This window comes from Eubacterium sp. (assembly GCF_057858645.1).
In genome coordinates this window covers 1-13,578 of record NZ_DBLZZO010000042.1, presented here as the reverse complement: position 1 = coordinate 13,578, position 13,578 = coordinate 1, and the positions used below count along the sequence as shown (strand labels likewise).

Sequence of the window (13,578 nt, the reverse complement as noted above, 5' to 3'; positions counted from 1 at the left end):
CAAATGTATGATGGCACGCCGTATGAGGCGAAAGTCTCACGTACGGTGTAGAGCAGGGGAAAAGGTGGAGATAATATCAAATCCTTACCTATTGCTATAGCTGCTTAGAGCAACTGGTGGGATGTTGAAGAAAAACGGATATAACGTAAAAGTACTTAACTTGATAGATATGGCTAAGTCGGATTGCTACAATCCATTCAATTATATAAGAACAGAAAATGATGTGATAAAGCTGGTCACAAATTTAATTAGTAATACAACGCCAAAGGAATCAGCCCCTACAGACCCATTTTGGGAACATGCGGAGGGGATGTTACTTCAGGCGTTGTTTTATTATGTATGGCTTGAGATGCCACCAAACCAAAAGAACTTTCAATCGGTTTTAAAGTTGCTGTCAGAGGCAGAGGTTGATGACAAGAAGGATTCAAAACTAACTATCCGAATGAAAAAACTTGTAGATACAAGTCCGCTTGGTGAACATCATCCGGCATATAGGCAGTATATGAAAGTGGTAAGAGGTGCAGGAGATACTGTAAGGTCAATTATTATTTCAGCAAATTCACGGTTAGCATTATTAGAAAATCCGCAGATATTGAGAATTTTGTCAAAGGATGACCTTCATATTGAAGAATTGGGAATAGGAACAAAACGAAACAGGAAAAAAAGAACAGCACTGTTTTGTGTAATACCCGATTCAGACAAGTCATACAACTTTTTGGTTGGAATGCTTTATACACAGCTATTTCAGGAACTTTATTATCAGGCTGACTTTAAGTTTGGAGGGAAACTTCCACTTGATGTCACACTTATGTTGGACGAGTTTGCCAACGTGGCGTTACCTGATGATTTTTGTTCGTTATTGTCAACTATGAGAAGTAGAAGAATCAGCGCAATTATCATTATTCAGAATTTGGCACAAATAAAGGCACTGTTTAAAGAAACCTGGGAAACAATTACAGGTAACTGTGACACCCTTGTATATCTTGGTGGAAATGAAAAGTCTACGCACGAATATATATCTGAGTTACTTGGTAAAGGCACTATAGACAAAAGGTCAACAGGTGAAACGAGAGGTGTACATGGTTCGGCATCAAGAAACTATGATGTGCTTGGAAGATCCATTATGAATCCTGATGAAGTAAGAAATATGGATAACAAAAATTGCCTTATTTTCATAAAAGGATTTAATCCCATATTTGATGAAAAATATTGGCCTTTTGATCATAAGAATTTTAAACAAACAGAAGATGGAGGGGCAAAGCCTTATACACACAATATTAGGAGAAGTAACAAAATTAAGGATGGATTAAAAATTTACAGTGAAAGAGAAATCAAAGAAGTTGAGAAGTCAGGAGAAAAAGTTAACATTATTGATTTGACTCCACAAGAGATTGCAGCATTACAGGAGAGTGAGTTTCAGATGGAGACAAAATCAACAGATGAAGAATTAAGAGAGGAGCTTACGACAAGACTATGTACAATGGATTTTTCAGCAGAGCAAATGGACGAAGCAAAAAAGGCATTAGCAATAAAAATGGATTTGGAGTATTTGCTTGAATACTTAAAACCGGAAACATCCATTGAAGAAATGAAAGAGAAATTGGAAAAATATCAAAGCAGATAAGGAGAAAATCAGATATGAAGAGATTTAAGAAAAACATTGGAAACATAAAAAACTGTTTAATTGGGGCAACGTACATGACAATATTTCAGGTAAACAACGTACTTGCTGCGGGAGATGCAAGTTCAGTTACAAAACCACTTGATAACTTAAAGACACTTGTACTTGCAATCATTGGGGCAATCGGCGTAATCATTCTTGCAAAGAATGTAATGGAGTTTGCACAGGCATATCAGGCACAGGATTCATCAACAATGAACTCGGCACTTAAGGGAATTGTTGCAGGAGTAATGATGGCAGGCATTTCATCAGTACTTGGTATTCTGGGATTTTAAGGGAGGTAAGAGATTATGGACATATTTAGCTTAGGCGGTGTAATCCTTGATCTTTTGCAGACGGTTGTTGATTTCTGGAATGACAAGGTGTCTCTTGTTTTTGAACTGCTGGGGCAGTCCCCGGTAAGCTTCAAGAACGGAGGCCCCTGGGCAGTGGTGGCAAATCTTGAACCCATATTTGTGGCGGTTGGTTCGTCACTGGTGGTTCTGTTCTTTGTAATAGGTTTCTGTTCGGAGAGCATTGACGTAAAGGAAGAGGTAAGATTTGAAACCATACTAAGGATGCTCATGAGAATAGGAATAGCAGAATGGCTTGTTGCAAACAATGTGACAATAATGAAGGCATTTTTTACATCAGCAGGAAATCTGGTGGGGCTCATGACACAGGGAACAACAACCAAGCTAAAGATACCAAGTGAACAACAGACAATCATAAAGGACCTTGGATTCGGGGAAAGCCTTTTAATGATGATACTTGCAGTAATCATTGCACTTGTAATCATTTTTTGCGGTTTCATGCTCATATACACCGTGTATTTCAGATTCTTAAAAATACTTGTGGTTGTACCCTTTGGTGCACTTGCGTTTTCAACTGTAAGCGGAAACCGGATGGTAAGTCATTCGGCAGTAAGCTATGCAAAGTACTTTCTGTCAATAGTGCTGGAGGCAGTGACAATGGCACTTGCAATAATTGTCTGCAATGCATTTTTGAATGCAGGACTGCCAACGTTTACAAGTGATTACGCGGACTGGACCAAGGCACTGATGTACATGTGTGAACTTACATTCAGTGTGGCAATGACAGTCGGAGCAGTGAAGGGAGCACAGAATCTTACAAGTAAGGCACTTGGATTATAGAAACAGGAGGAACAGATGAACATATCAATTAACAAGGACATAGAAAAATATCAGGAGTCAGTGGTGATGGGACTTACTGCAAGACAGCTGATATTTTCCATCGCATCAGTTGCATGCGGTGGCGTAATAGTTCTTCTTACATACAGATATGTGGGCCTTACGGGAAGTGCATACATTGCTATTCCCGTGGTGGCACCACTTGCATTAAACGGATTTTATTCATATCAGGGAATGAGTTTTACACAGATGTTTAAAAGAAAATTGTGGTTTGCTTTTAAGAACAGACCACTTACGTACATTTCAGAGGAAAGTGAGAAAACCATAAAAAGAATGAGAATGGAAGAGGAACGGCAGAGAAAAAAGGAAGACAAAAGGAAAAACAAAAAAAGTGAAAAACAGGAAATGAGAAACATACAGAAAAATTTAACACAGGAAAATAAACGGAGGAACAGGAATGAACATATTTAAGGACAGGTTTTCTGAAATAAAGAAGGCATCAGAGCCACTTTACAGATCACCAAAGTCGGTGCAGGAAACAATAGAAATACTAAAGATTTCGGAAAGCGGAATATTTGAGGTGGCGGATGGAAAGTATTCAAAGACATACAGATTCAGTGATGTCAATTATGCCACACGTTCAGAGGATGAGCAGGAAAGCTTCTTTCAGAGATACTGTAAGTGCCTTAACTCATTTGACTGCACATTCAAGATAACGGTCAACAATAAAAACAAGGACATGGATGTGCTAAGAAATGAGGTAATGCTTAAGTACAGAAATGACGGATTCGATAAGATGAGGGAAAGCTACAACAGAATCATTGAGGAAAAGATACTTGAGGGAAGACAGGGCATCGAGCAGGAAAGATATCTTACCATAACAATTGAGAGAAAGAACTTTGAGGAGGCAAAGGCACAGTTTGCAACAATTGAGGCATCAATGTTTCGAAGTTTTGCAGAACTTGGTTCAAAGCTGACACCACTTACAGGAAATGAAAGGTTAAAGATTCTTCACGACTATTACAGACTTGGAAGGGAGGATGAATTTAACTTTGACATAAGACAGGGAAGAATTACCGGAACAGACTTTAGAAATGAAATCTGCAACACAAGAATAAAATATCATCCTGACTACTTTGAGGATGAGGGAAAGGTTGGAAGGGTTCTTTTCATAAAGAAATATCCTACATACCTGTCTGACAGATTTTTTACGGAGCTGACATTTCTGCCGGTGCATTCGGTTACAAGTGTGGATGTGGTTCCGGTGCCAAAGGTCCTGACAATGAAGATGCTGCAGAAAAAGTATCTGGGCATTGAGTCAGACATAATAAAACAACAGAGAACAAGAAACAGAAACAATGACTTCTCATCAGACATTTCATATGCAACAAGACAGAAGAAAAAGGACATTGAGGAGATAATGAACAATGTAAGGGAAAATGATGAAAGCCTTTACTATGTTTCAGTGACAATGATTGTCATGGCAGATGACAGGGATGAACTTGAAAGCATCTGTGAGACAGTTGACTCCATTGCAAAGGGAGCAGGATGTGCTGTTGACACATGCATGTACAAACAGAGGGAAGCAGTTAACACAACACTTCCAATAGGAGTAAGACAGATTGAAACAATGAGAACAATGCTTACACAGAGTCTTGCAGTTCTGATGCCGTTTAACGTGCAGGAACTTTGTGACAGAAACGGCATTTACTATGGCGTAAACCAGATATCAAAAAACATAATTGTGGGAAACAGAAAGAAACTATTAAATGGCAACGGATTCATATTCGGGGTGTCAGGTGCAGGAAAGTCATTTCAGGCAAAGATGGAAATGGGTTCGGTTTTGCTTTCAACAGATGACAATGTAATTGCAGTGGACCCAATGAATGAATATGAGGATGTCACTGAAAAATACAACGGCACCTACATAAACATTTCAACAAACACAAGAAACTACATTAATCCCATGGACATGGATGTGTGGAATCTTGATGTATTGGACAGCAAGGGATGGGTAAGGGATAAGTGCCAGTTCATGTTAAGCATCTGTGAGCAGATAATGAAGGAAATAACACCACAGCAGAGGTCAATCATTTCAAGATGCGTAAAGGACCTGTACATGGACATTGCAAGAAGCAGGGAAAAATATGTTCCCACAATGGAAGACTTGTACAACAGACTTCTTGAACAGGAAGACAAGGAAGCAAGAGACGTGGCACTTGGACTTGAAATATTTGTTACCGGAGCATTGAACATCTTTAACCATCAGACAAACATAAATGTAAACAATAGATTCATTGTGTACGGCATAAGAGACCTTGGGGAATCCCTTGCACCACTTGCAATGCTTGTAATGATGGAAACAATACAGCAGAAGATAATCGACAATGGTGAAAGGGGAATAGCAACATGGTTTTACATTGATGAAGTGCATGTACTTTTAAATTCGCCGTTTAGTGCAGAATATCTCCGCCAGATGTGGAAAAAGGTAAGAAAGCAGGGAGGACTTTGTACAGGAATCACACAGAATATAGTAGATCTTCTTATGAGTGAGACAAGCACAACAATGCTTTCCAATTCTGCTTTCATACTACTTTTAAATCAGTCAAGCAAGGACATTGAAAAGATAGTGGAGTCGCTGGAAATATCAGAAGAACAGCTTAACTATGTGATAGACTCACCGTCAGGATGCGGACTCATAAAATGTGGAAGCAGAATGGTGCCGTTTGACAACGTGATTGACAAGGACAGCGAGTTGTACAGGCTGTATAATACTAATCTGTATGAGAAGATGGAAAAAGGAAAAGAAATAAGTAGAGTTGATTAGGAGTTTTAATTAATGGGTGGTTGAAAGAAAAAGATAGAATAAGAGATGGAGATTTGATATAATAATCGAATAGATATACGACGTGGAGGTTAAAATATGGAGGAACTTAAGATTAACTCAAAAGAAACAAAAGATTTTTTTATACATGCATTTAGTGAAGAAACTTTGGTTCCAATACTGGGGGCAGGATTTACACGTGGTGTAAACACAGGCAGAGGTGGCAAAGTTCCCAGTGGAAAGGAATTAAAGGATGCAATGATTGAGAAAATATCTCTCAAGAAAAAAATTAATAAGAGTGAATTGGAATCAGAGCAATTTAGTTCTATTGCTGAATTCTATCAGAATACATTTAGCAATCCATCTAAAGATGGAGTTATTGAATATTATCTTAAAAATTTTACAAGAGTTAAAATAAATAAGCCGCAGCAATTAAGATTTTTAAATGACATTAAATGGCCATATATATATACATTGAATATTGATACTGGTATTGAGGATTCAAAACCGAGGGGATGGGAAGTATTCTATCCAAATAGAAAATTTGACAAAAGAACAATAAATCCAGAGTGTAGAACACTATATAAAATTCATGGTGATGTTGCAATGTTTTGCAAAAATTTAGATTACAATGAGATGATTCTCACAGAAAGCCAGTATATTGCAAGTCTTCAGAAAAGCGAACAGTTCCACGATATATTATCGGCAGATTGTGGAAATAAAAATTTATTATATATTGGTTGTAGCTTGGATGATGAAATTGATATTAAATATTCTGTTTTAGCAGATAAAAATAGAAATAAAAAAGTACGTGATATTCGAGGCATATATGTTACATCGGATTCCTTGTCTGAGTTTAAAAAAGACAAATTGAAAGGGTTTAATATATCACATATAATAAAACTCACATCAAGTGATGACTATGAGTCTTTTTATGAATTTTTGGTTGAATGTTATGAAGAGAGTCAGGCTCAAATAGAGAGAAATATAGAAAATTTTAAGTATACAGAATTAGAAAGAATTGGAAAAAATAAAGAAAAGAATCTTGATTATTTAGCAGATTTGTCACCAGATAAGAGTAAACTACCATTTTATTATGTTTCTTCTGAATATGTTCGAAATATTAAATTATTACAGGATAAAGTTAATGTTGTAATTGGAAGAAGATTTGTGGGAAAAAGTATGCTTGCATATGCAATTTTAGAAGAAAATCCTAATTATCATCGTTATTTTATTTCTGAAAAGGAATCATTATCTGATGGTGATGTGGCAGATTTGCTTCAAGAAGATAATGCACTTATTATTTTTGACAGTGAATCGCTTGATGATCATGGTTTTAATAATTTACTAGTAAAGTTTGAACCATCTAAGAAAAATATTGTTTGCGTCTTTTTTAATTCTTTTGATGATGTGGTTAATTTAATAACATTTCATTCGGAAATAATTAATTATGCTATTAAAGAAACGTTAAGCGGAAGAATGTTAGAAAAAGATGTACAAGCGATTAATAAAAAGTTGAATTTATTAGGGATTGCTACATTCAATAAAAAAAATAATTTATTGGATAATACTTTAAGAATTGCCAACGTTTATGACAGAAAACTTGTTGATAAGTACGTTATTATGTATTTAGATGAACTTAAATTAATAATATGGATACTCATTAAAAATAAAATTTACTTTGAGGACATTGTTACATTAGGTTTGGCTAAGGAATATAAAAAAATAGTTAACAAATTTACACCTTTCATACAAGAAGAAAAGTGTAAGAAAGGTGAAATAGGAAAGCATTCGACAATAAAAGTGATATGTAATGGAAAATTAGGATTATTACAGATACTGAGTGCCTATATTTATCCTTCGGCAAATAGCGAAATAGCTAATCGAATGGCTAAGGAACATCAGAAAAAAGTTTGTGAGGCTATATATGCGATATTATTGAGTTTTAGTAAAATTGACATAGATAGCGTCAAGGAATTTTTGCAATTTGATAAGTTAAATGATGTTTTTTCTAGAGTATATTCGGAGTCTTCTATTTCTTCAATATCTGGATCAAAAGGAACAACTAATATTAAATATGGAGCAGCTAGTTTTATTCATAATGTTTATGCTAATGAAAACATAAAGCAACTTAAGGCTAATGATCCTAACTACTGGTTGCAGAGAGCTAAGAGTATATATATTACTAATAATTATAAACGTACAGGTTCTAAAAGAGAAATACTTGAGGCGATTGATTGGGCTAAAAAAGCTGAGCAAGATTCGCGAACAAGAGTAGACAATGGAGAGATGAAGTATTCTCGTACCGAGAGTAATGCTATTATGCAAATTGCTATGCTTTACGGCAAATTAGCAAAGTTAGATAGATATAATAAAAAGAAAGTTAATGAGTTAGCGTTAGAATATTACTATAAAGTATTTTCTGATGCTAATAATATTGGAGCTACAAAAACACTGCTTGCTAATAGTAGAGGAACTAATGACTTTATAGAATTTATTAATAAACTGATTTCTAATGAAAATACTGTGGGTGGAGAGTGGTCAAGAGAAAAGGATTATTTAGTCAATGTTGGAGTAAATAAGGATAGGTTTAGTTATTCTTCAAGATAAAAGGCTGGATTAACTTCAATTAGTAAATAATAATTTTATACAAAACGCCAAGTTAGCATAATGCTAGCTTGGCGTTATTTTTTATCAAAAACAAAGGAGGACAACATGAAAATCAACAAGGAAAAAGAAGTTAAGACTGAAATACATAAGAAAAATAATGGAAAGATTCATAAAAAGAAGGATGCGAAAATTGACAACAGGTCAACGGCAACTAGGGCAAAGAGAAGTGCGACATCAGTAGGAAGAATGGCTGAGTCAGTTATTACTGAAAATGTTGAAGGCAGCGAAAACATTGAGGAATCACTTGAGGTAACAGGCATTGCAATAAGGCCAGTAAAGGGAGCGATAAGCGAAGGCAATCGAATCCGAAAAAAGATAAGCACGTCAAAGCTAAAAAAGGAAGGGACAGGCAAGAGAATCAGAAGGAAAACATCAGCCAAGGGTAAAGAGCTTGCCAAAAAGTCAGCAAAAAGGACAGCTAAGAATGCATCAAAAAACATTGCAAAGAAGACATCCCAAAAAGTGACAAAGGAAAGTACAAAACTTGCAGTAAAAACCGGCACTACAGTTGCTGGTTCAGCGGCAGGTCCTGAAGGAACCTTAATAGGAATGGCTGCAGGTGAAGCAGTGGGAATGAAGATTGAAAACACATTTTACAGGGCAGAGCAAAAGAGCAGAATGATGAAATATTTTATGGACAAGCTAAAGTCCGGTGAGGAGCAAAATGACAGTCTGTTTAAGCTCGTAGGAAGCATTGTAAAAAACAAGGTGGCATACATAATTATGCAGGTGATGTCACTACTGGCACCATTAGTAGTTCCGATTCTCATAGTGGTGATGGTCGCAACAGGAATTGTGTTCGCTATCATTGCAGTTCTTTACAATTCACCATTTGCAATATTTCTTCCACCACTTGAAAGCGGAGATACAATACAGACAGTGACAACGCAGTATGTATCTGAATTTAATCAGGAAATACAGACACTGGTGGATGAACACAAGGATGCGGATGAGGGCAGAAAGGTGTATGTGGACTACGAGGGAATGAACAGCGAGCCATCAAACTACTATGACATCATGTGCGTGTACATGGTGAAATACGGTTACGAAAACACGGCAACAAAAATGAATGAAACAAACAAGCAGAATTTAAAGGCGGTGTTTGATGACATGTGTAGGTACACAACAGAAAAGGTAACAGAGAAAAAGGGAAAAAAGAAGAAAAAGTACCTTGAAGTGAGAATTACATTAAAAAGCTACACGGAAATGTCAGTGGAGTATCAGTTTGACGAGGAAAGACAGGAAACACTTAATAAGCTGATGAGTGCCTGCATTACAAGTAATCCGTCAGGCGGTCAGACAGGTGGAAGTCAGTTAAGTGGCTTGCAGGGAAGTCTTACAGCACAGGAGATAACAAGCATAACAGACAAAATAACAGATCCAACACAAAAGACAGTGGCATCCTTTGTATTGTCAAAGGTTGGATATCCATACAGTCAGAGCTTAAGAAACAGTGGAAAAGCATTTGACTGTAGCTCACTGGCATTCTATGGGTGGAAATCAGCAGGTGTAGACATATCATTTAATGGTTCAACAACTGCAGCTGCGGAAGCAGAAGGACTTAAGGACAAAACAGTCAAGGAAAAGGACATACAGCCAGGAGACCTGATATTTTATAGCTATACAACCAATGGAAGATACAAAAACATAAGCCACGTGGGTATTTATGTAGGTAACGGAAAAATGGTTGAGGCTGTGGATGAGGCACACGGAGTATGTTTGGGTAATTATCATAATGGAGGATTGGTGATGATATGTAGACCAGGAAAATAAGAACCCTAAGGTATAGCAACACTAACTCTTAAATCAGATGGCTTTAATATATCATAACCATACATGGTTAAAAAATTATATTTATAAAAATAAGAAAAAGGAATTAAGGAAAGGAGACTAGCTATGAATTATAGTATAAAAGTAAACAAGTTAGAAAAAGAAAATTGGAGTACAAAGGCTTTTGTTTCAGTGGTATTTGAAGAAAGCTTTAAGTTAACAGACATTACAATCAGGGAAACAAAAAATGGAGAAACATTTGTGGCAATGCCAGGATATAAAACAAGTAAAAAGGATGAACAGGGAAATCCAGTTTACAAAAATTACTTTTATCCAACAACAGCAGAGTTTAGAAAGGAATTGTACGATAACATCATAAAGGCATATGAAAGCAATGCGAAGGAACTTAATATAACATCTGGAAAAGATAAGGTTAGTGTTTCAGTGGCAATGTACCCATGCAATTTTAATGAAAAGATAGAAAGCATCGGAAAAATTTACATAGACAAGTGCTTTGTGATAGATGGTGTTAGAGTAATTGAAAGTGAAAAAGGAAGCTTTGTTGCGATGCCGACAAAAACCACCGAAGGTAAAGATGGAAAGACAGAGTATTCAGAAGTATGCTATCCGGTAACAAAGGAGTTCAGGGAGCAGCTTTATGGAGAAATCATGAAAAAGAGCAATGAGGTAAAGGAGCAGAAAAAAGAGATTGGAGGATTTAAACCTATAAGAGACTTTGGAGATGAAAAGTTGCCGTTTAGATAAAAATATAAAACAGTAAATCACAAAAAGCTTAAAATGAATATTTTACAAAGTCACATAATCAGAAAATAACTATAGTTACGATTGAGAAAAATAAATCTTGACAGTGAAATATAAAGATTATACAATGTGGCTGAAAAAAGATACATTGTGAAATATTAGAAATACATAGTTTGTTGAATTATCTACTATCATAATAAAGTTTTATAATCAGCAAACATTGGGTGATGATAAGGAAGCATAGTGGCTTCCTTATTTTTACATTATGAAAAAATATTTGAAATTTAGTGTGTTAAATTAAAAACAAAAACAAAAATTTGAAATTTTGCACCCAACGTTTGAAAACAATCGTGTTCTATATAGAAAGAGAAAACTTTCAAATAAATCAGAAGGGAGGAATTACATGTATAAAGAATATGCCGGCATGAGCTATGAAGAAGTTATAGAAAAATATTCTGATCACATAACAAGAATGTGTGTGGTATGGACACAAAATGAAGAAGCAGCTAAAGATTGTTTTCAAAATACATTTATCAAGCTTTATAAGAGTTCAAAAAATTTTAATGACAGTGAACATTTAAAAGCGTGGTTGCTTAAGGTGGCTAGAAATGAGTGTAATGATTATCATAAGTCCTTTTGGAACAGAAATGTATCCGTTGGTTTAGAAAAGGACAGGCTGGAAGGAATGCAGAATAATTTAACTAATGGACTACAATTAGATAATGATACAGAAATTCTGGTAAAGGCGTTGAGAAAAATATCTTTAAAATATCGTGAAGTTTTAGTTCTTTATTATTATCAGGAATATAGTACAAAAGAAATTTCAGATATTCTTCAATTAAGTGTTAATACCGTGAAATCAAGATTACAACGAGGTAGGGAAAAACTTGCAAAAATTTTAGAAAAGCAGGTTTAAGAGATTATAACCAAAAAAATTGGAGATTGGAGGCAAATATGAATTTAAAAAAATTGGATACAATTAAAACTCCGGAAAGTTGGAAAAAAGAATTACTTAATCAGGAAATCAATATGTCAAGTGAAGAGAACAATGGTAAGTTTATAAAAATAAGAAAAATGAAATGGGCAGCAGTAAGTTTGGTAATGGTTGTGGTTTGCGCAACAGGAATAACTGTTGGAGCAAGCACATCTGATTCCTTTAGAGAATTTTTACAGGGAGTATTTGGAATTAAAAAGGTGCAGGAAGTCAAACTGGAGACTACAAAAAACAGTGAAAAAACAAAAGAATGCAAAACACCGGAAGGAGAAATTAAATTAAGCGATAACATGGAAGTTGTGGGAAGGAATGAAACCTTCATATTGGAATACAGCAAAGATGATTCTGAAAATGTTAAAAATGTATACTCTGTAAAAAATAACAGGCTGCTTAGTGAACAGGCTAACAGATTTCAGGGAAAATACAATGATGAGGATTTTTCTTTTGACTACATTATAAAGGACAAAGAAATTTGTGGATTTAATTATAAAGGTGCAATAAGCGAGGTTTTTCCTGTTGTTGATGGAAGGACAATTTATGCAGCACTATATAAGGTAAAAAATGGAACAGTCAAAAATGAAACAATTGCAGAAATTGATTTGGATACAAATGAGATTGTGAAAATATCAAATGATAAAATGATTTGTAATTTTGTTATGTCTCCAAATGGAAAAACACTTCTTTGTAATTTCAGATCAAAAGGATATTGGGCAATATTTGATTTGGACAGCAAAACTGAAAAGAAATTCAACAAAAATCTTATAAACGGATATGCAACAGTTGATGAAATAAGTTTTGTGGATGATTACCATATATTAACTTTGGGTAAACCGTTTACAAAAGAAAAAACAGAATATTATAGTAAATATTTAATAAATCTGAAAAACGGAAAAGTTGAGAAGGAATTTTTCAGCACACAAACAGATATAAACTTCAACCATACTTATTCTTTTGACAAAAAAGTAATGACAATTGAAAATATAATTGAAGGCACTAAATTTAAGATTAAAACTAATGAAAAAACAATTGAACCTATTGGTGCATCAGAAAAATATGCAATGTTTAATACCGGCTCAAATGGAATAATGTATTTGATAAATCTTGAAAAAAAGGAATGGCTAAAAATAAATATTCCGGTCAAAAGTTGGGAGAACATGAATTTTTATTTGATGGAAAAAGAAAACAAGATGTTAATTACATTTGATAAAAAAGCATATATAGTGGATATATCAGATTTAGGAAATATGAAATAATCAAAGAGGCTGTTCTAAAGGGCAGCCTCTAGGTATTTATGAAATAGAATTGCTTAATACAAAATGAAGTGAAAAATAATCCAAATAAAGGAAAAATAAAGGAAAAATATATAAAGCAGTTAAGGAAATCATATTCAAGAGAGTCAGAAAAAAGAATTATTGATTTGTTAGTGTATTTTAAATACTATTTGCCAGATAAAGAATATAAAAATATGATGGAAGAAATTCAAGTTAAATTAGAAAAACTAAAAGGTTTAGTACAACCAAATGCCTTTGATAATATCAGAGGACAAATGGGAATAAAAAGTTTAGAAGATTTAGAAATATTAAAAAATCTACCTAAAAAAACAATAAAATATCATTCCTTTGATAAAGAAAATTAACAAAAAATAGCTTTAAATGAAAAAGTAACTGCACGAACATATTGACACCAAATTTTTTAAACCTTAAATGGGGTGAAAATTGAGCTTTAAATGGTGTATAATAATAAAAAA

At 34.6% G+C, this 13,578-nt stretch carries 11 protein-coding genes; all 11 read left to right on the top strand.

All coding sequences use genetic code 11. The annotated features are described in order from the left end of the window. Nucleotides 1–100 precede the first annotated feature (100 nt). The 11 genes from ACZM4J_RS11770 (at nucleotide 101) to ACZM4J_RS11720 (ending at nucleotide 13,467) form a co-directional block, all read left to right on the top strand. Complete coding sequence (locus ACZM4J_RS11770) at nucleotides 101–1,624, top strand: VirD4-like conjugal transfer protein, CD1115 family (RefSeq protein WP_489486238.1); 1,524 nt, start codon at nucleotides 101–103, stop codon at nucleotides 1,622–1,624. A gap of 74 nt (nucleotides 1,625–1,698) precedes the next feature. After that, complete coding sequence (locus tag ACZM4J_RS11765; protein WP_252260971.1) at nucleotides 1,699–1,956, top strand: hypothetical protein; 258 nt, start codon at nucleotides 1,699–1,701, stop codon at nucleotides 1,954–1,956. A gap of 15 nt (nucleotides 1,957–1,971) precedes the next feature. Continuing rightward, nucleotides 1,972–2,814: a VirB6/TrbL-like conjugal transfer protein, CD1112 family gene (locus tag ACZM4J_RS11760; protein ID WP_178516066.1), complete on the top strand. Its 843-nt coding sequence runs from the start codon at nucleotides 1,972–1,974 to the stop codon at nucleotides 2,812–2,814. 15 nt (nucleotides 2,815–2,829) lie between these two features. Further along, nucleotides 2,830–3,282, top strand: coding sequence for a PrgI family protein (locus ACZM4J_RS11755; protein WP_489486235.1), 453 nt, complete (start codon nucleotides 2,830–2,832; stop codon nucleotides 3,280–3,282). Beyond that, nucleotides 3,269–5,638, top strand: a complete 2,370-nt coding sequence (locus ACZM4J_RS11750) for a VirB4-like conjugal transfer ATPase, CD1110 family (RefSeq protein WP_489486234.1) — start codon at nucleotides 3,269–3,271, stop codon at nucleotides 5,636–5,638. The genes ACZM4J_RS11755 and ACZM4J_RS11750 overlap by 14 nt, the downstream gene beginning before the upstream one ends. A 96-nt stretch (nucleotides 5,639–5,734) precedes the next feature. Then, complete coding sequence (locus ACZM4J_RS11745; RefSeq protein WP_489486232.1) at nucleotides 5,735–8,245, top strand: SIR2 family protein; 2,511 nt, start codon at nucleotides 5,735–5,737, stop codon at nucleotides 8,243–8,245. A 105-nt stretch (nucleotides 8,246–8,350) separates the two neighbouring features. Beyond that, nucleotides 8,351–10,078, top strand: a complete 1,728-nt coding sequence (locus ACZM4J_RS11740; protein WP_296963533.1) for an NlpC/P60 family protein — start codon at nucleotides 8,351–8,353, stop codon at nucleotides 10,076–10,078. Nucleotides 10,079–10,201: 123 nt separating this feature from the next. Next, nucleotides 10,202–10,840, top strand: coding sequence for a septation protein SpoVG family protein (locus ACZM4J_RS11735; RefSeq protein ID WP_118024841.1), 639 nt, complete (start codon nucleotides 10,202–10,204; stop codon nucleotides 10,838–10,840). A gap of 400 nt (nucleotides 10,841–11,240) precedes the next feature. Then, nucleotides 11,241–11,753, top strand: a complete 513-nt coding sequence (locus tag ACZM4J_RS11730; RefSeq protein WP_118024840.1) for an RNA polymerase sigma factor — start codon at nucleotides 11,241–11,243, stop codon at nucleotides 11,751–11,753. A 38-nt stretch (nucleotides 11,754–11,791) separates the two neighbouring features. Beyond that, nucleotides 11,792–13,084, top strand: a complete 1,293-nt coding sequence (locus tag ACZM4J_RS11725) for a hypothetical protein (RefSeq protein ID WP_118024839.1) — start codon at nucleotides 11,792–11,794, stop codon at nucleotides 13,082–13,084. Between the two features lie 68 nt (nucleotides 13,085–13,152). Next, the gene (locus ACZM4J_RS11720) at nucleotides 13,153–13,467 is read left to right on the top strand and encodes a hypothetical protein (protein ID WP_118024838.1); all 315 of its coding nucleotides are present in this window, start codon (nucleotides 13,153–13,155) and stop codon (nucleotides 13,465–13,467) included. The last annotated feature ends 111 nt before the right edge of the window (nucleotides 13,468–13,578 follow it).